This is a genomic window from Lentzea sp. NPDC037011, assembly GCF_055607425.1.
In genome coordinates this window covers 66619-83726 of sequence record NZ_JBVJRT010000008.1, presented here as the reverse complement: position 1 = coordinate 83726, position 17108 = coordinate 66619, and the positions used below count along the sequence as shown (strand labels likewise).

Sequence of the window (17108 nt, the reverse complement as noted above, 5' to 3'; positions counted from 1 at the left end):
AAACGACCGCTGACAACCGGCGTGCCTTTGTGCGCGCCAAGGCTGAGGAGTAGTTCCAATGGACTGGCGCCACCGCGCGATCTGCCGCGACGAGGACCCCGAGCTGTTCTTCCCCGTTGGGAACAGTGGTCCCGCGCTGCTTCAGATCGCCGAGGCGAAGACCGTCTGCCGCCGTTGCCCCGTCGTCTCCGACTGCCTCGCGTGGGCACTGGAGAGCGGCCAGGACGCCGGCGTCTGGGGCGGGATGAGCGAAGACGAGCGTCGCGCTCTCAAGCGCCGCAACGCTCGCACGCGCGCCCGCAGCAACGCCTGAGCAGGCTGTTCGCCGCGACAAGCACACATAGAGAAGAACCCGACACCGTGCCAGGTGTCGGGTTCTTTTCTTGTTTGCACACCCTCCCGCATGACCACGTGAGACCGCTGAGGCTGGTCGTCACGTGTGCACGAGGCCAGTTTAGCGCCGCCCCCGCAGCGGCACGCGCAGGACCGCCTCTGTACCGCCTCGGGGCCTCCGTCGCAAGCTCAACGAGCCCCTCAGTTCGGAGTCGACGAGGGTCCGCACGATCTGCAGACCGAGACGATCCGTGCGTTCCAGGGAGAAACCGGGCGGCAGGCCCTTGCCGTCGTCGGAGATCGTCACGTCGAGCCACTTCGCCGAGCGCTCGCTGTGCACGACGACCTCCCCGCGCTGGCCAGGGGCGTAGGCGTGCTCGAACGCGTTCTGCACGAGCTCGGTCAGCACCATGACGAGCGGGGTCGCGATCTCCGAGGAGACGATGCCGAACCCGCCCTCGCGGCGCACCTTCACCTGGGTCTCGGTGACGGCGACGTCGCCCATCATCGGGATGACCTTGTCGATGACGTCGTCGAGGTCGACGCGTTCGTCGACGGACATCGACAGCGTCTCGTGCACGAGCGCGATCGAGGTGACCCGGCGCACCGACTCGGCGAGCGCCTCCTTGGCCTCCGGGTTCGACAGCCGGCGCGACTGCAGCCGCAGCAGCGCCGCCACGGTCTGCAGGTTGTTCTTGACCCGGTGGTGGATCTCGCGGATCGTCGCGTCCTTCGACATCAGCGCGCGGTCGCGGCGGCGGACCTCGGTGACGTCGCGGCACAGCACGATCGCGCCCGCCGCCTGACCCCGTGGCCGGAGGGGCAACGACCGGAAGAGGACCGCGGCACCGCGGCGCGACTCGGCCTCCATGCGCATCGACGGCTGCCCGTCGAGCGCCTGCCGGATGCGCTGGGCGACCTCGGTCGCGTCGAACGGGTCACCGATCAGGCTGCGGGTCAGCGGCGCCAGGTGCACGCCGACCAGGTCGGACGCGTGCCCCATGCGGTGGTAGGCCGACAGCGCGTTCGGCGAGGCGAACACCACCGCACCGGACGGGTCGAGCCGGATCAGGCCGTCACCGACGCGCGGGCTGGTGTGCACGTCCGGCGACGGTTCGGGCGCGGGGAACGTGCCGTCCGCGATCATCTGGCACAGGTCGGCCGCGCTGCCCAGGTAGGAGATCTCCAACGGCGACGGCACCCGCGGCACGGCCAGGTTCGTGCTGCGGCTCAGCACCGCGATGACCTGCGTGCCCAGCCGCACCGGGATGGTCTCGCGCCGCACCGGCACGCCCAGGTGCCAGCGGGGGTCCTCCTCGCGGCAGATCCGCGACTCGTCCATCGCCCGGCGCAGCTGCGGGTGCTCGTCCGAGCGCACCTCGCTGCCGACCACGTCCTCGGGGTGGGCGGTGGGCGCCGTCGTGGGCCGGGCCTGGGCCACGCACAGGAAGACGTCGTCGTCCAGCGGCACCCACAGCAGGAAGTCCGCGAACGAGAGGTCGGAGAGGAGCTGCCACTCCGCCACCACCAGCTGGAGGTGGTCGGCGGCGGCGCCGGAGAGCTTGGTGTGCTCGGCCAGCAGGTCCGTGAGAGTAGACAGAACTCCTCCATGAGAAACTGGTCGGTGAAGCAGTTCTGATCCTAGGAGACACCCATGTCGAAGCGTGCTCGCAAGCGCCGCGACCGCAAAAAGGGCGGCGCCAACCGAGGCAAGCGCCCCAACGCCTGAGTGCTGCGAAAAGGCCTGGCCACCACGACGGTGACCAGGCCTTTTCGTTGTTCTGGGGCGGTGTTCGAGGCGCTCAGTCCTCGGTGCGGATCTCCACGATCGTGGCCCGGATGCGCGCCTTCAGGTCGGCGGGGGCGTAATCGCCGCCACACTTGCGCGCGAGCAGCGCCTTGAGGTGCTCCTCCAGCCCGAACTGCTCCAGGCACGGGTGGCACTCGTCGAGGTGGGTCTGCAGTGCCGCGCGACGACCCTGGTCGCACTCCTGGTCGAGGAACAGCCAGACCTCGGACAGGACCTCGGAGCAGTCGGTCTCGTGGGGTTCGCCGCAGTTCATGACGCGTCTCCGTTGCCACCGTTGCCACCGCGGAGGAAGCCGCGCTCGCGTGCGGTGTCCGCGAGCAGGTCGCGGAGCTGGCGACGGCCCCGGTGCAACCGGGACATCACCGTGCCGATCGGGGTGCCCATGATGTCTGCGATCTCCTTGTACGCGAAGCCTTCGACATCGGCGAGGTAGACCGCGATCCGGAACTCCTCCGGCAACCGCTGCAATGCTTCCTTCACGTCGCTGTCAGGCAGGTTGTCGAGTGCCTCGACCTCCGCGCTGCGCAGCCCGGCCGAGGTGTGGCTCTCCGCCTGCGCCAGCTGCCAGTCCGTGATCTCCTCGGTCGGCTGCTGGATCGGCTGGCGCTGCTTCTTGCGGTAGCCGTTGATGTAGGTGTTCGTCAGGATCCGGTACAACCAGGCCTTGAGGTTCGTGCCCTCCGAGAAGGACGCGAACGCCGAGTAGGCCTTGAGGTAGGTCTCCTGGACGAGGTCCTCGGCATCCGCCGGGTTGCGGGTCATGCGCAACGCCGCCGAGTACAGCTGGTCGAGCATCGGCATTGCATCGCGCTCGAAACGCGCGGCGCGCTCCGCCGTCGTCTCCGTCGTGCCGGTGGCGGGCACCGCGCTCCCTTCCCACAGGTCCTGGGTCGGTGCTGACTCTACGCGGGGCCGCTCGAGCGTGTTCGTAGCCACGTCCTGACCAACACGGACGTGCTGGTAGTAATTCCGCATGGCCGGACGTGGGACCCCCGCCACAGCGCTGCTGGACAAGCAGCGGGTGGCGCACACCTTGCACTCGTACGAGCACGACCCCCGCCACGAGTCGTACGGGCTGGAGGCCGCGGAGGCGCTCGGCCTGGTGCCGGGCCGCGTGCTCAAGACCCTGGTCGCCGAGGTCGACGGCAAGCTCGCGGTCGGCGTCGTGCCGGTGACTGTGCAGCTCGACCTCAAGGCGCTGGCGGCAGCGTTGAAGGGCAAGAAGGCGAAGATGGCCGTGGTCGCCGACGCCGAGCGCGCCACCGGGTACGTCGCGGGCGGGATCTCGCCGCTCGGGCAGAAGAAGCGCCTCCCGGTCGTGGTGGACGCCTCCGCGCTGGAGTTCGAGACGGTGTTCTGCAGCGCGGGCCGGCGCGGGCTCGAGGTGGAGATCGCGCCGGCCGAGCTGGTGCGGCTCACCGGTGCCGTGGTGGCCTCGATCAGCGCCTAGCACGTTCCGGTCTCGGCAACGGTCAGCTCACCGGCCAGCCGATGTTCGTGAACTGCACGGGCGTGCCGACCCACGACGGCCACGCCGTGGTGACCCTGGCACCGAGGCTGCCCTTGCCCGGCAGGTCGAACCGGATGAACGCCGGCGTCACGGTGTCGCTCTTCTTCGGCGAGCCGACGTAGGCCACGGCGCTGAAGATGCCGTGGACCGTCGCCTCGGTGTACGGGCCCTGGCCGCCGGTCAGCGGGACGTTGAGGTCCCGGCCCTCGGCGTCGAGGAACCGCACGTTGCTCAGGCTGCCGCCGATCGTGCAGGTGACGCCCTCGACGGCCGCGAACCTGATGACGTGCCCCTTGTTCGGGCTCGTCGTCGGACGCATGTCGTGGGCGGTGATCACCAGGTCGTCGCCGGTGCACCACGGCGTCTCGGCCTGCGCGGGAGTGCCCGCGGCGGCCAGGAGGGCGGCACCGGCCAGTGCGACGGCGGTCGGACGGATCTTGTTCACGAGTTCTCCCCGATCATGTGGCGTTCGTCTACTTCCAGGTGAACGCCGCGGAGCCCCGATCGGTTGTCATTCGCCCGTTCGGCCGTCGACCGCCTCGCGCAACAGGTCGGCGTGGCCGTTGTGGCGGCTGTACTCCTCGACCATGTGCGTGAGGATCCAGCGCAGGCTCACCGTGCGGTCATCGCCGCGCCACGGTTTGCGCTTGGCCGCCTGGCCGAGGTCGCCGGTCGCCAGCGCCTCCTCGACGGCCTCGCGGGAGCGGCCGACCTCGTCCTGCCACAGCGCGAGGAGCTCCTCCGGTGCGTGGTCGGCGGCCGAGTGCCAGTCCCAGTCGTGGTCGGCCTTCCAGTCCACGCTCTTCCACGGCTCCAGCGGCTCGCGGTCGTGCAGCACGACGTGGAACCACTGCTGCTCGACGTACGCGAGGTGCTTGACCAGGCCGCCGAGGGTCATCTCGGACTTGGCGGTGGTCATGGCCAGCTGCTGGGCGGTGAGGCCCTCGGTCTTCCACGCGAGGGTGGCGCGCTGGAAGTCGAGGAACCCGGTCAGGGTGGCGAGCTCGTCGCCGTCGGTCGGAGGTTCTGGTCTGCCCTGCTCGTCGAGAACGGTCATGGGGCGGGACAGTAACGGCGCGACCCCGTCCCAGCAGGTGATTCAGTCGAGCGGCCGCAGCACGCGGTCAAGCCACTCGCCCACGCACCGGCCCACGTCCGCGATGGAGGCCTTCAGCGAGTGGTCGCCGTTCAGCAGCACGACCTCGCGGTGCGGGGCGCGCACCGGGCGGCCGAACGGGTCGTTCTCGCCCTGCACGACCAGGGTGGCGACCTCGACGCCGTCCAGCTCGGCCATCCGGGACCTCTCCGGCTTGCCCGGCGGGTGCACCGGGAACGCCAGGCACAGCACCGCCACGGCCTGGCCCTCGACGCTCGTCCGGCAGGCCACGCGGGCGCCCGACGACCGGCCGCCGAACACCAGCGGCAGGCCGTCGAACCAGCGTTCGCCCAGGTCTTCGACCACCGCGAGCCACGCCGTGTCGAGCTGGCCCGCCGGCGCGGGGGCACGGCGGCCGGCCACGCGGTAGGGCTGTTCGACCAGGGCCACGTGCACGCCGACGGAGTTCGCGGCGTGGCACGCGGCCACCAGGTCGGGTGCCTCGACGCCGCCGCCGGCGCCGTGGCCGAGCAGCAGCGCGGCCCGCGGTTCGTGGGCGCAGTGCAGGGAGGCCCGTGCGGGGCCGTGCGGCGTGTCCACCGACAGCGTCGTCACGACAGCTCGACCGCGGTGGGTGCGGGCGTCCCGTCCTCGGTGAGCGAGACGCGGTCCAGCAACGACGGGTTGTTGTTCTTCACGCTGTTCACCGCGGTGGAGACCGGGCGCAGCTCCAGCGCGTCGACGATCGACGGGTCCGGCGCGAGCAGCCCGCTCGGGTCGAGCGAGGACGGGTCGAGCCACGCCGACCAGCGGTCGGGCGGCAGCAGCAACGGCATCCGGTGGTGCACCTCGGTCAGCGCGCCGATGGCGTCCGTCGTCAGCACCGCGCACGTCACGGTCGGGACGTCGTCCTTCCACCACACGGACCAGATGCCCGCCAGCGCGAGGGACGAGTCGTCCCCGAGCGTCATGAAGTACGGCTGCTTGCGGCCCTCGCCCGGCTGCCACTCGTACCAGCCGGTGGCCGGGATGATGCACCGGCGCTTCATCGCCGACTGCTTGTACGCGGGCTTGGACAGCACGGTCTCCGCGCGGGCGTTGATCATCTTCGCCGCGCCGGAGAGGTCCTTGGCCCAGTGCGGGACGAGGCCCCAGCGCATCACGCGGATGCTGCGCTCCAGGTCCTCGTCCTCCGGCTTGCGCTCGACCACCGCCATGACGTGCTTGGTGGGAGCGATGTTGTAGTCCGTCCCCGGCGCCTCGTCGCCGGTGGCGTCCACCGCTTCGAACTCGGCCGCGAGCAGCGCCGGGTCCTTGGTGGAGGCGTACCTACCACACAAAACCGATCACCTCCGAAGTCGCAATCGTCGCACGTCGGGAACACCTGTGCGAGCCGCCCTCGACGCCGTGCGGGATCATTCCGGGCATGACTCAGCACTGGTCAGCCCCCAGCGCGTCCGGCCCAGTCCACTCCACGGTGCCGGTGCCCGGCTCGAAGTCGATCACGAACCGCGTCCTGGTGCTCGCGGCACTGGCCGACGGGCCGTCCGCGGTGCACGCGCCGTTGCGCAGCCGCGACACCGTGTTGATGGTGAAGGCGCTCACGTCGCTGGGCGTCGGGATCACCGACCGGGAGGACGGCGGCTGGGACGTCACGCCGGGCGCGTTGCGCGGACCGGCCGACGTCGACTGCGGGCTCGCGGGCACGGTCATGCGGTTCCTGCCGCCGGCCGCCGCGCTGGCCGAGGGCGAGATCAGGTTCGACGGCGACCCGCACGCGCGGGTGCGCCCGATGAGCACGGTGCTGGACGCGTTGCGCGCGCTCGGTGCGGACGTCGAGGGTGACGCGCTGCCGTTCACGTTGCGCGGCAGCGGTTCGCTGGCCGGTGGCGAGGTCACGATCGACGCGTCGGGCTCGTCGCAGTTCGTGTCCGGGCTGCTGCTGTCGGCGGCGCGCTACGACAAGGGCGTGACGGTGCGGCACTCGGGCCGGCCGGTGCCCTCGTTGCCGCACATCGACATGACGGTGCAGACGCTGCGCTCGGTCGGGGTCGCGGTGGAGACCGACGGCAGCAGCGCGTGGCACGTCGAGCCGGGCCCGATCGCGGCGCGGACGTGGCACGTGGAGCCGGACCTGTCGAACGCGACGGTGTTCCTCGCGGCCGCCGCGGTGACCGGGGGCCAGGTCACGATCCCGCACTGGCCCGCGCGGACCACCCAGCCCGGTGACGCGGTGCGCGGCATCCTGGAACGCATGGGCTGTGCGGTCGAGGTGTCGGAGGAGGGGCTCACCGTGCGCGGACCGGCTGAGCTGTCCGGAGTGGACATCGACCTGCGCGACGAGAGCGAGCTGACGCCGACGGTGGCGGCGCTCGCGACGGTGGCGCGCGGCCGCACGCAGATCCGCGGTGTCGCGCACATCCGCGGCCACGAGACGGACCGCATCGCCGCGCTGGTGAACGAGATCAACGCGCTGGGCGGCAACGCCTCCGAGACCGAGGACGGGCTCGTGATCGAGCCGGCACCGCTGCACGGCGGGGTGTGGAAGGCCTACGCCGACCACCGGATGGCCACCGCGGGCGCGATCATCGGGCTGGTGGTGCCGGGCGTCTCGGTCGACGACATCGGGTCGACGACCAAGACGATCCCCGACTTCCCGGGGATGTGGGACGCGATGCTCGGCGGAGGCGCGTAGCAGTGGGCAAGCGGGACTGGCGCAAGCTCGACGAGTCGGACGTGCGGGTGCGCCCCGGCAAGGGGACGCGGCCGCGCAGCAAGATCAGGCCGGAACACGCCGACGCCGAGATCGCGATGGTGATCGGCGTCGACCGCGGCCGCTGGACGTGCGCGTTGGAGTCCGGTGTGGTCGTCACGGCGATGCGTGCGCGTGAGCTCGGCCGCACGCCCGTGGTGGTCGGCGACCAGGTCGGCATCGTCGGTGACACCTCCGGCCAGCCGGACACGCTGGCCCGCATCGTGCGCGTCGAGGAGCGGACCTCGGTGCTGCGCAGGACCGCCGACGACACGGACCCGTTCGAACGCGTCGTCGTCGCGAACGCCTCCCAGCTCATCATGGTCGTCGCGCTGGCCGATCCTCCGCCGCGCACCGGTTTCATCGACCGGTGCCTGGTCGCCGCGTACGCCGGTGGCCTGGAACCGGTGCTGTGCCTGACGAAGTCCGACCTCGCGTCGGCCGACGACCTGCTCGCGCTCTACACCGAGCTGGACGTGCCGGTGCTCGTGACCCGGTCCGACGAGGAACCGGCCGAGCTGCGCGAACGCCTGCGGGACACGGTGTCCTGCCTGATCGGCCACTCAGGTGTCGGCAAGTCCACCCTGGTCAACAAGCTCGTCCCGGACGCGAACCGCGCGGTCGGCGTCGTCTCCGGCGTCGGCAAGGGCAGGCACACCTCGACCCAGGCCGTCGCGCTGCGGCTGCCCGGCGGCGGCTGGGTGGTCGACACCCCCGGCATCCGCTCGTTCGGCCTCGCGCACATCACGCCGGACGACATCGTGAAGGCCTTCCCCGACTTCGCGGAGGCCGCCGAGGAGTGCCCGCCCGGCTGCGGCCACCTGGGTGCCCCCGAGGACCCCGGCTGCATGCTCGACGAGCTCGTGCCGGACGCGCCGGGCCGGTTGACGTCGTTGCGCCGCCTGCTCGCCTCCCGGGCCGGGCTGGACGACCACACGGACTGAGCTCCGACCCCCGTGACCGACTGCAGAGGAAGTGGATGAAGCGAGTTCTGGCCCTGGTGCTGCTGCTGAGCGCCTGCGGTGGCGACCCCGCTCCCCCGAAGTTCACCGACACCGACCCGTGCACGCTGCTGCGGGACGGTGACCTGGGCTCGTTGTCCGGTACCGCGAAGGGTGAGCGCGAGTGCACGTTCTCGTTCGGCTCGGCAACGGTGACGCTGAAGCTGCTGGAGGCGAAGTTCGAGCAGGAGTCGGCGCGGCTGCAGGCGAACGGCGGCTACGGCGCGGTGGTCGAGGACCGGCCGATGACCCGCCGGTGCGCGTCGTCGGCGTGCGAGGCCGTGGTGCAGGTCCGCGAGGGTGAGCTGCTCGGGCTGACCGTGACCAAGCAGGGCGAGGACGACAACGTGCTCGGGCAGACCACGCAGGGACTGGCGCTGAAGGCGTTGGAACGGCTGCCTGCCACGGGCTGAGCTGCCACGGGCTGAGCTGTCATGAACCGGGCTGTCACGAATCGGCAGCCTGTCCCGTCCACCGGTCATGAAGGTCTTCGTGATCGGTGCGACGGGTGTGCTCGGGCGGGAAGCTCTGCCGCGGCTGCGGGAGGCGGGCCACGAGGTCGGGGTGCTCGACCGGCACACCACCTCGATGTTCGACGCCGGCCGGCTGACGGCCGCGCTGAGCGGCTACGACGCCGTCCTCAACCTCGCCACCCGCATCCCGTTGAGCGCCAGGGCCGTGCTGCCCGGTGCCTGGGCCGAGAACGACCGCATCCGCACGGAGGGCAGCGCGGCGGTGGCCGAGGCGGCGTTGCGGGCGGGCGTGGGCCGCGTGGTGCAGGAGGGCATCTCGTTCGTGTACGCCGACAGCGGTGAGCGGGAGCTGGACGAGAACGCTCCCATCGAGCCCGTCGGTCACATCGCCAGCTCGGTGACGGCGCAGCACAACGTCCTGCGCCACCCCGGCGGCGTCTTCCTGCGCTTCGGGATGCTGATGGGCGGCGCTGCCCAGTCGCCGCCCGTGCTCGTCGGCGACGGCTGGACGTCGGTCGTGCACCCCGGCGACGCGGCGGCCGCCGCCGTCGCCGTGCTCGGCGCGCCCGCGGGCGTCTACAACGTCGGCACGCCGGTCCTGAAGCGGGACCTGGGGATCACGCGGCTGCCGCGCGCGTTCGGGAGGCTCGCGGCGTCGTTGGCGGTGTTCGGGCGTTCGCAACGGGTCGTGAGCACCAAGCTCACCGCGGCGACGGGCTGGGCACCGCGGGCCCGCTAACCCATGTGCGGGTAGCCGTGGTGCGTGGGCGGCACCAGCGTCTCCTTGATGGCACGCGGTGACGTCCACCGCTGCAGGTTGTAGATCGACCCCGCCTTGTCGTTCGTGCCGGACCCGCGCGACCCGCCGAACGGCTGCTGTCCCACGACCGCACCGGTCGGCTTGTCGTTGACGTAGAAGTTGCCCGCCGCGAACCGCAACGCGCGGTGGGCCTGTTCCACCGCAACGCGGTCACGCGCGAACACGGCACCGGTGAGCGCGTACGGCGTGGAGGTGTCGATGACGCCCATGATGTCCTCGTAGTCCGCGTCGTCGTAGACGTGCACGGCGAGGATCGGGCCGAAGTACTCCGAGGTGAAGATGTCGTGGTGCGGGTCGGTCCCCAGCAGCACCGTCGGGTCCACGAAGTAGCCGACCGAGTCGTCGCAGGTGCCGCCGGCCAGCACGTCGACGGAGGTGGACGCGGACGCCATCAGCAGTGCGTCTTTGTGCTTGGCGAACGCGCGGTGGTCGATCACGGCGCCGCCGAACACCGACAGGTCCCTGACGTCGCCGTACGCCAACGACTTCGTGACGTCGACGAGCTGGTCGCGCACACCGTTGTCCCACAACGACCGCGGGATGTACGCGCGGGACGCGGCCGAGCACTTCTGGCCCTGGTACTCGAAAGCACCGCGCACCAGGCCCGTGACGAGGGCCGCGGGGTCGGCGGAGGCGTGGGCCAGCACGAAGTCCTTGCCGCCGGTCTCGCCGACCACCCGCGGGTAGGCGCGGTAGTGGTCGAGGTTGCTCGCCATGGTCTGCCACAGCGCCTTGAACGTGCGGGTGGACCCGGTGAAGTGCAGTCCGGCGAAGAACCGGTCCCGCAGCGCCACCTCACCCAGCGCCTTGCCGTCGCCGGTGACGAGGTTGACCACGCCCGGCGGCAGGCCGGCCTCCTCCAGCAGCCGCATGGTGCAGTGCGCGGCGAGCTGCTGCGTCGGCGACGGCTTCCACACCACCGTGTTGCCCATCAGCGCCGGTGCCAGCGGCAGGTTGCCGGCGATGGCGGTGAAGTTGAACGGCGTGATCGCGACGACGAACCCGTCGAGCGGCCGGTGGTCCATCCGGTTCCACACGCCGGGGCTGGACGCCGGCTGCTCCTCCAGGACCCGGCGGCCGAAGTGGACGTTGAACCGCAGGAAGTCGATCAGCTCGCAGGCGGCGTCGATCTCGGCCTGCTGCACGGACTTCGACTGCCCGAGGACCGTGGCGGCGTTCAGCGTGTCGCGCCACGGGCCGGACAGCAGGTCCGCCGCTCGCAGCAGCACCGCGGCCCGTTCGTCGTACGGCAGCTCCTGCCACCCCGGTGCGGCGTGCTGCGCGGCCCTCATCGCCGCCGCGACGTCGGAGCCGGTGGCCTGCGCGGTCACCCCGAGCACGTGCCGGTGGTCGTGCGGCTGGACCACGTCGACGCGGTCACCGCCGCCCATCCGCTGTTCGCCGCCGATCGTCATCGTCAGCTCGTGGGTGGTGCCCTCCAGCTCCGCGATGCGGGCCTGCAGGGAGGCGCGTTCCGCGCTGCCGGGAGCGTAGGTGCGCACGGGTTCGTTGACCGGTTCGGGTGCAGCCGTCACGGCGTCCATTCCCCCATCGTGGCACGCGGTAGTAGGGTCCGTCGGGTGGCGCGGGTGACTGGCATCGGCGGGGTCTTCCTGCGTTCCCGGGATCCCGTGCGGCTGGCGGCCTGGTACCGCGAGAACCTCGGTGTGCCGATGAGCGAACGCGGCACCGTCACCTTCCACTGGCTCGACACCGCGACGTCGGACCGCCCCGGCACGACGACGATGGCGTTGTTCGCGCAGGACACCGAGTACATCGGCGAACCGCACCAGCGCACCATGCTGAACCTGCGGGTCGACGACCTGGAGTCGTTGATGGTGAAGCTGCGCGGCCGCGGCGTCGAGGTGCTGCCGGAAACCGAGGACTCGGAGTTCGGCCGGTTCGGCTGGTGCGTCGACCCCGAGGGCAACCGGATCGAGCTGTGGGAGCCCGCCGAGGGCATGTGAGTGGCGGTTTCCGCCGTGCTCAGGCCTGCCGCGCCGCGGCTTGGCGCCGCACGAGCTCGGCGACGTTGTCCGGCAACGTGGTCTCGAAGTCGGTCAGCTTCGCCCAGGCCGGCCTGATGACGATCCGGACCATGCCGTCGGTGTAGAGCGAACGGACGTCGGCCTCCCACTCGGCACGCTGCTCCGGCGTCATGGACTTGGTCACCTGGAGGTACTCGGCCGGGATGTCGTCCACGGGGTCGAGCTCGGCCCTGCCGCGCACGGACAGGATCCGCGGCGGGAACGCCTCGGTGTCGATCGTGAGCGCGACGGCCGGGTTCGCGGCCAGCATCGCGAGCTTGCGGGCGTTCTTCGACGTGCAGATGACGATCTCGCTGCCGTTCCAGCAGAACCCGACCGGGAGGTTGCGGGGCGTGCCGTCCTGCGCGACGAACGCCAGCCGGGCGATGTCGCGGCCGAGCAGCTCCTGGCTCAGCGGGCGGTTCAGGACCTCGTCGACGTCGTGCTGGTTCATGGCGGCTCCGTCTCTCCGGTGTCGGACACCTCGGGGACGGAGCCGCTCACGGCACCTCTACCTCAGTTCGACGTGACCTGAGTCACATCAGCTCCAGCACGAACGCCAGCTCCTGCGCCGCGTACCAGGCCAGCTCGTGGTCCTCGGCGCTGCCCAGCGCGAACTCGGCATCCGGGTCGCCCAGGTCCGCCGCGTCCACGACCTCGGCGGCGGCGCGCACGTCGTCCTCGGCCTCGGCCGTGTCCAGGTGCACGGACGCGACGTCCTTCAACGTGAACGGGCCCACGACCTTCACCACCGAGAAGTCCAGGTCCGGGCGCAACGTCACGTCGTCCGCGTCCACCGCGACGACCGCACGGCGCGGTTCCGACTTCTCGTCACCGGCCAGCAGCCGCAGCGACGCGCGGGCCGCGTCGAGCATCGCGGCGTACTCCAGCTCCTCGGTGTCGCCGGCGGCGTAGGACTCGCGCAGCGCCGGCGTCAGCGCGAACGCCGTGCCGCCCACCGGTGTGAGCTCGCCGCTGTCGACGAAGCTGCGCAGCATGGCCACCGTGGCCGGGATGTAGACCCTCATCACGCGCTCGCCGTCCCCATCAGTTCCTCCACCGACTCCTCGACCATGCTCGCGAGAACGTCCACATCGGACATGGCGTCGCGGTCGCCGTTCAGCCCGAAGTACACACCGCCGTCGTACGACGTCACCCCGATCGCCAGCGCCTGGTTCTTGGCGAGCGGCACGACCGGGAAGATCTCGGTCATTCTCGCGCCCGCCGCGTACAGCGGCACCTGCGGGCCGGGCACGTTGGTGACGATCACGTTGAACAGCCGGCGGCTGAACGAGCTGGCCGCCCGCGCGCCCAGCGCGTGCAGGGTCGGCGGCGCGAAGCCGGAGACCTTGACCAGCGCATCGGCGGCCACCGACTGGCCGGACTCCAGGTGGGCGCGGGTCGCGTGGCTCACGTGGTGCAGCCGCACCACCGGGTTCGGCTCGCCGACCGGCAGGTCCACCAGGTAGGCGGAGACGTTGTTGCCCGAGTCGGGGTCGGTGTCGCGCACCGACATCGGCGTCATCGCGCGGATCGTGGTGCTGCCGGTGACGTTCTCACCGCGGCTGAGCAACCAGTTGCGGATCGCACCGGCCAGCGCCGCCAGCACCACGTCGTTCACCGTGCCGCCGTGGGCCTTGCGGATGGCGCGCAGGTCGTCGAGCTGGGCGCGCGCCACGGCGAACCGGCGCTGCGGCGAGGTGATCCGGACGTTCAGCGGGCTGCCGGGCGCCGGGCTCGCGGCGGTGTGGATGGCGGCGGCGACCGCACCCACGGCGTTGACGACCTTGCCGACCGTGGCGACGGTGTCCATCGCGGCGCTGCGCACGTTCTCCACGAGCTCGCCCGGCCGGTGCACGATGTCCGTGACGGCGTCGCTCACCAGCTGCAACGAGCTGGGCTCCGGCTGCGGCATCCAGAGGTTCTCGACGTTCGTGCGCGGCGACGGCGACACGTCCAGCATGACCTGGCCGATCTCCAGCGACGCGATGCCGTCGACCATGGCCTGGTGGGTCTTGGTGATCACGGCGAGCTGGTTCTTCGCCAGCCCCTCCACGAGGTAGCTCTCCCACAGCGGCCGCGAGTGGTCGAGCGGCCGCGACATCAGCCGCGCCACCAGGTCGTGCAGCTGCTTCTCGTTGCCCGGCTTGGGCAGGGCGGAGCGCCGCACGTGGTAGGTGACGTCGAAGTCAGGGTCGTCCACCCACACGGGCCGCGCGATGCGGCCGGGGACGTGCACGACCTTCTGCCGGTAGCGCGGCACGAGGCTCAGCCGCTGCTCGATGAGGTCGACGAGCTTGTCGTAGTCGAACCCCGCCTTGGGCCTGCGGAACACCGCCACGCCACCGACGTGCATCGGCGTCGTGGAGCCCTCCAGGTACAGGAACGAGGCGTCCAGCGCTGACAGTCGGTCCGGCATGCCCGCCAGACTAGTGCCGTTTCGCGTCCATGAGCTTTTCCAGCGCCGCCCGTTCCCGCGGATCGCGGTCGTGCCGCTCCAGCCGGATGCGCGCGGCTTCCGGAATCGCCTCCCGCGCCCGCGGGTCCACGTTGGCCATGAACGACCTGAGGAAGTTCCACCGCGTCAACCGGCGGGCCGTCGTCAGCCGCGCGACCGCCAGCGACACCCAGGACAGCGCCACGTCGAGCCGCCGGTCGCCCCTCATCGCGCAGGCCCAGTCGAGCACGACCGGCCCCTCCGGGCCGAGCACGACGTTGCCGGGGTGCAGGTCGAGGTGCAGCAGGTCGCCGTCGCCGGTGAGGAAGTCGGGGGCCCGCACCGCGTCCAGGCGGTGGTGCAGGTCGGCGAGCTCGCGGCCGAGCTGACCGGCGAGCCACGGCTTGCGGCCGATCTCCTCGGACATCCGCGGGCCGGGCACGTACTGCATGACGAGCTCGTCCGCCGTCGCGTCGTGCACCCGCGGCACGGGGATGCCGTGACCGCTCAGGTACAGCATCATCTCGGCCTCGCGCCGCAGGTCACGGCCTGTGCGCGTGCGTTTGACGAGCAACCCGTCGGACCGGATGAACACGTCCGAGTCCTGGCCGCTCGCGAGGTGTTGACGTTGCGCGACGCTGCGCACACCTGACGTCATGTGACGATCATCATGCATATGATCCAAAGCACAAGGGCCGAACGGCTCTACTCGTGCTCTTCACCCGTTCGAGCCGGGCGTGCGGGGGCGTGCCGGGCCGTCTGGCACCCTCTTCGGCGTGGAGATCTCGCCCAAGGACCGCTTCGTCACCGTCTACGGCCGCAAGCCCGTGCTGGAGGCGCTGGACGACCCGGCGCTGTCGGTGGACAAGGTGGTGCTCGCCGACACCGCACGCGGTCCTGCGGCGCGCGAGATCCTGGACGCGGCCCGGTCGCGGGGCGTGCAGGTGCAGCGGGCGACCGCGCAGCGGGTGAAGGTGCTGGCGGGCAACGGCAAGCAGGACCAGGGCGTGCTCGCCGACGTCGTGGCGCCGCGGATGAAGCCGCTGGCGCTCGCGCTGGAGGAGGACGACCTGCGGTCCGTGCTGGTGCTGGACGGCATCACCACGCCGGCGAACGTGGGCATGATCCTGCGGACCGCGACGGCCGCGGGCATCGACGGCATCGTGGTGCCGCGCCGCGGCGTCGCCTCGATCGACCCGCTCGTGGTGAAGGCCTCCGCCGGGGTGGCTTTCCGCGCGCCCGTCCTGCGCTGCGGCACCGCGGCGGAGGCCTCCGCCCTCCTGCGCGCGTCCGGATATCCGCTCCACGCGCTCGATTCCCACGCGTCCGACACGATCTATTCCGCTGAATTCGCGGAACGGTCGGCATTCGTGCTCGGCAGTGAGACGTTCGGGATCACCGAGGACGTGCGCCCGCACATCACCTCGTGGCTTTCGATCCCGATGGCGGCGGGCGTGGAATCGCTCAACGTCGCCTCAGCGGCGGCCGTGCTCTGCTTCGAGCTCGTGCGGCGCGCCCAGGGCTGACCGCCTACAGCCAGTCGACGTGGTAGCCCTCGACCCACACCGGGCCGACCAGGCCGTCGCACCCGGCGATCGACGACCTCGCGCGCACGTGCCCGATCGTGCCGTGCTCGTCCCAGCTCGACAGCGTGGTCCGGCAGTGGGCGACGGCGCGGAAGTTGCCCGGCCAGCCGTCGTCGCAGAAGACCTCGACGCTGCGCCCGTCCCGCGGGAACTCCTCGCGGCAGCCGCGCTCCTGCGCCCGCGCAGGAGCCGCGACCGCCGAACCGACGGCGATGACGATCGCGGCACAAGCGGCAATTCTTCGCATTCGCTCTCCTGAGGATCAGCGGAACCAGGCCGCGTCGAAGTTATCCGGGGAGCGGAATGACCGGCAATTACGCCTCGGGGTGAACCCTCAACCGCGCAGCGCTGTCGCTAGCAGGATCTCCAGTTCCTCGAGGGTGGTCCGCGTCGACCGATGGTGGACGCCGACCATGCCCGCCTCGGCGGCGCCGCGGACGTTCACCGCGAGGTCGTCGACGAACACGCACTCGCCCGGTTCGAGACCGAGCTTCGCGGCCGTGAGCAGGTAGATGCCGGCATCCGGCTTCGCCAGCCCGACCTCGCCGGAGATGACCGCCGCGTCGAACAGCCCGTGCCAGTGCGCCGGCGGCTGCCACCAGCCGTCCGCGTTGGACAGCAGCGCGGTCTTGAACCCCTGCTGCCGCGCCTTGCGCACCGCGGTGAGCAGCGGCGGTTCCGGCGGGTTGTCCTCACCGGGGTCGGTCAGGACGCCGCCGTAGTCCAGCACGAGGGCCTTCAGCATGGTCAGGACCGTACTACCCACTCCTTCGGGTGGTGGGTGTCCTGATCGGCGCGCTGCGCCGCCGGTTTCGGCATGCCCCCAGTCGTTCGCCGCCTGCCCACCTACGAGCCGCCCGCCGGGGCGGCTTTCGTGCCACGCCCCCGCGCACGCGGGTCGTGGCTGCCCGCACCGGAGCCACCGCCGCCGCCGCTCGACGCGGCCCGGCTGCTCACAGCCGTCCTGGAGGTGGTGGACGGCCGTCGCCCCGGCCGTTTGCTGCAACAGCTCGCCCTGCCCGCGCTGGCCGCCCGGCTGGGCCGGTCGGTGCGCGTGCGGACCACCCGCCTGCTGCGGCCTCCTCGTGTCTGCCACCCAACCCGGTTCGCCGCCGAGATCGCCGCCACTGTGCGCCGCGACGAGCGCGTGCTCGCCGTGGCCGCACGCGCCGAGCACCACGACGGCCGCTGGCTGCTGACGACGTTCACAGTGCTGGAGTAACCCTCCCCGCTTCCGCGGAGCGCACGCGGGGACCTTTCGTA

Annotated in this window: 24 protein-coding genes; 10 read left to right on the top strand and 14 right to left on the bottom strand. The window is 71.3% G+C overall.

The genetic code is table 11. From position 1 onward, the window contains the following. Window positions 1–58 precede the first annotated feature (58 nt). The gene (locus tag ACZ7CH_RS25125) at window positions 59–313 is read left to right on the top strand and encodes a WhiB family transcriptional regulator (RefSeq protein ID WP_015104912.1); all 255 of its coding nucleotides are present in this window, start codon (window positions 59–61) and stop codon (window positions 311–313) included. Window positions 314–454: 141 nt separating this feature from the next. Here ACZ7CH_RS25125 and ACZ7CH_RS25120 read toward each other — a convergent pair whose 3' ends face one another. After that, complete coding sequence (locus ACZ7CH_RS25120) at window positions 455–1933, bottom strand: sensor histidine kinase (protein ID WP_360395662.1); 1479 nt, start codon at window positions 1931–1933, stop codon at window positions 455–457. Window positions 1934–1987: 54 nt separating this feature from the next. Here ACZ7CH_RS25120 and ACZ7CH_RS25115 point away from each other — a divergent pair, with 54 nt between their 5' ends. Further along, the gene (locus ACZ7CH_RS25115) at window positions 1988–2062 is read left to right on the top strand and encodes a 50S ribosomal protein bL37 (RefSeq protein WP_369809028.1); all 75 of its coding nucleotides are present in this window, start codon (window positions 1988–1990) and stop codon (window positions 2060–2062) included. Between the two features lie 73 nt (window positions 2063–2135). On the opposite strand, the gene rsrA is transcribed toward ACZ7CH_RS25115, so the two are convergent. Both rsrA and ACZ7CH_RS25105 read right to left on the bottom strand, forming a co-directional pair. Then, window positions 2136–2396, bottom strand: a complete 261-nt coding sequence (gene rsrA, locus ACZ7CH_RS25110) for a mycothiol system anti-sigma-R factor (protein ID WP_360395132.1) — start codon at window positions 2394–2396, stop codon at window positions 2136–2138. Then, complete coding sequence (locus ACZ7CH_RS25105; protein ID WP_458430349.1) at window positions 2393–3007, bottom strand: sigma-70 family RNA polymerase sigma factor; 615 nt, start codon at window positions 3005–3007, stop codon at window positions 2393–2395. Before ACZ7CH_RS25105 ends, rsrA begins: the two co-directional genes overlap by 4 nt. Window positions 3008–3116: 109 nt before the next feature. Here ACZ7CH_RS25105 and ybaK point away from each other — a divergent pair, with 109 nt between their 5' ends. Next, window positions 3117–3593, top strand: coding sequence for a Cys-tRNA(Pro) deacylase (gene ybaK / locus ACZ7CH_RS25100; protein WP_470370172.1), 477 nt, complete (start codon window positions 3117–3119; stop codon window positions 3591–3593). 22 nt (window positions 3594–3615) lie between these two features. Here ybaK and ACZ7CH_RS25095 read toward each other — a convergent pair whose 3' ends face one another. From ACZ7CH_RS25095 to ACZ7CH_RS25080, 4 genes are all read right to left on the bottom strand, one after another. After that, the gene (locus ACZ7CH_RS25095) at window positions 3616–4098 is read right to left on the bottom strand and encodes a hypothetical protein (RefSeq protein ID WP_458430348.1); all 483 of its coding nucleotides are present in this window, start codon (window positions 4096–4098) and stop codon (window positions 3616–3618) included. A 66-nt stretch (window positions 4099–4164) separates the two neighbouring features. Next, entirely contained in the window at window positions 4165–4710 is a 546-nt protein-coding gene (locus tag ACZ7CH_RS25090) for a DinB family protein (protein ID WP_360395123.1), read from the bottom strand. A gap of 42 nt (window positions 4711–4752) precedes the next feature. Next, window positions 4753–5364, bottom strand: a complete 612-nt coding sequence (locus ACZ7CH_RS25085) for an alpha/beta hydrolase family protein (RefSeq protein ID WP_470375035.1) — start codon at window positions 5362–5364, stop codon at window positions 4753–4755. After that, entirely contained in the window at window positions 5361–6089 is a 729-nt protein-coding gene (locus ACZ7CH_RS25080) for an SOS response-associated peptidase (RefSeq protein ID WP_470375034.1), read from the bottom strand. The genes ACZ7CH_RS25085 and ACZ7CH_RS25080 overlap by 4 nt, the downstream gene beginning before the upstream one ends. A gap of 86 nt (window positions 6090–6175) precedes the next feature. Between ACZ7CH_RS25080 and aroA the strand changes: the two genes are divergently transcribed. From aroA to ACZ7CH_RS25060, 4 genes are all read left to right on the top strand, one after another. Continuing rightward, window positions 6176–7444: a 3-phosphoshikimate 1-carboxyvinyltransferase gene (gene aroA, locus ACZ7CH_RS25075; protein ID WP_470370169.1), complete on the top strand. Its 1269-nt coding sequence runs from the start codon at window positions 6176–6178 to the stop codon at window positions 7442–7444. Window positions 7445–7446: 2 nt separating this feature from the next. After that, window positions 7447–8445: a ribosome small subunit-dependent GTPase A gene (rsgA, locus tag ACZ7CH_RS25070; RefSeq protein ID WP_360395111.1), complete on the top strand. Its 999-nt coding sequence runs from the start codon at window positions 7447–7449 to the stop codon at window positions 8443–8445. Between the two features lie 35 nt (window positions 8446–8480). Further along, the gene (locus tag ACZ7CH_RS25065) at window positions 8481–8915 is read left to right on the top strand and encodes a hypothetical protein (RefSeq protein WP_360395108.1); all 435 of its coding nucleotides are present in this window, start codon (window positions 8481–8483) and stop codon (window positions 8913–8915) included. Between the two features lie 67 nt (window positions 8916–8982). Then, on the top strand, window positions 8983–9714 hold the full coding sequence (locus ACZ7CH_RS25060) for an NAD-dependent epimerase/dehydratase family protein (RefSeq protein ID WP_470375033.1): 732 nt from the start codon (window positions 8983–8985) through the stop codon (window positions 9712–9714). Here the strand turns inward: ACZ7CH_RS25060 and pruA are convergent. Next, on the bottom strand, window positions 9711–11339 hold the full coding sequence (gene pruA / locus ACZ7CH_RS25055) for an L-glutamate gamma-semialdehyde dehydrogenase (protein ID WP_470370166.1): 1629 nt from the start codon (window positions 11337–11339) through the stop codon (window positions 9711–9713). The genes ACZ7CH_RS25060 and pruA overlap by 4 nt on opposite strands. Before the next feature lie 36 nt (window positions 11340–11375). Here pruA and ACZ7CH_RS25050 point away from each other — a divergent pair, with 36 nt between their 5' ends. After that, complete coding sequence (locus tag ACZ7CH_RS25050) at window positions 11376–11762, top strand: VOC family protein (protein ID WP_360395099.1); 387 nt, start codon at window positions 11376–11378, stop codon at window positions 11760–11762. Window positions 11763–11781: 19 nt separating this feature from the next. Here ACZ7CH_RS25050 and ACZ7CH_RS25045 read toward each other — a convergent pair whose 3' ends face one another. The 4 genes from ACZ7CH_RS25045 to ACZ7CH_RS25030 form a co-directional block, all read right to left on the bottom strand. Beyond that, entirely contained in the window at window positions 11782–12276 is a 495-nt protein-coding gene (locus ACZ7CH_RS25045; protein WP_458430340.1) for a pyridoxamine 5'-phosphate oxidase family protein, read from the bottom strand. A gap of 82 nt (window positions 12277–12358) precedes the next feature. Further along, the gene (locus tag ACZ7CH_RS25040) at window positions 12359–12850 is read right to left on the bottom strand and encodes a DUF6912 family protein (RefSeq protein WP_360395094.1); all 492 of its coding nucleotides are present in this window, start codon (window positions 12848–12850) and stop codon (window positions 12359–12361) included. Then, complete coding sequence (locus ACZ7CH_RS25035) at window positions 12850–14241, bottom strand: WS/DGAT/MGAT family O-acyltransferase (protein WP_360395091.1); 1392 nt, start codon at window positions 14239–14241, stop codon at window positions 12850–12852. The genes ACZ7CH_RS25040 and ACZ7CH_RS25035 overlap by 1 nt, the downstream gene beginning before the upstream one ends. Window positions 14242–14251: 10 nt before the next feature. Beyond that, complete coding sequence (locus ACZ7CH_RS25030) at window positions 14252–14917, bottom strand: phosphotransferase (protein WP_360395089.1); 666 nt, start codon at window positions 14915–14917, stop codon at window positions 14252–14254. A 118-nt stretch (window positions 14918–15035) separates the two neighbouring features. Here ACZ7CH_RS25030 and ACZ7CH_RS25025 point away from each other — a divergent pair, with 118 nt between their 5' ends. Beyond that, window positions 15036–15785 carry a TrmH family RNA methyltransferase gene (locus tag ACZ7CH_RS25025; protein ID WP_360395087.1) on the top strand — a complete coding sequence of 250 codons (750 nt, stop codon included), beginning with the start codon at window positions 15036–15038 and terminating at the stop codon, window positions 15783–15785. A 4-nt stretch (window positions 15786–15789) separates the two neighbouring features. Here ACZ7CH_RS25025 and ACZ7CH_RS25020 read toward each other — a convergent pair whose 3' ends face one another. After that, window positions 15790–16092: a hypothetical protein gene (locus tag ACZ7CH_RS25020; protein ID WP_360395084.1), complete on the bottom strand. Its 303-nt coding sequence runs from the start codon at window positions 16090–16092 to the stop codon at window positions 15790–15792. 87 nt (window positions 16093–16179) lie between these two features. Next, the gene (locus ACZ7CH_RS25015) at window positions 16180–16590 is read right to left on the bottom strand and encodes an HAD-IA family hydrolase (protein ID WP_360395081.1); all 411 of its coding nucleotides are present in this window, start codon (window positions 16588–16590) and stop codon (window positions 16180–16182) included. Window positions 16591–16662: 72 nt separating this feature from the next. Between ACZ7CH_RS25015 and ACZ7CH_RS25010 the strand changes: the two genes are divergently transcribed. Continuing rightward, a complete protein-coding gene (locus ACZ7CH_RS25010; protein ID WP_470375032.1) occupies window positions 16663–17067 on the top strand; it encodes an Rv3235 family protein in 405 nt (134 codons plus the stop codon). Window positions 17068–17108: the final 41 nt, after the last annotated feature.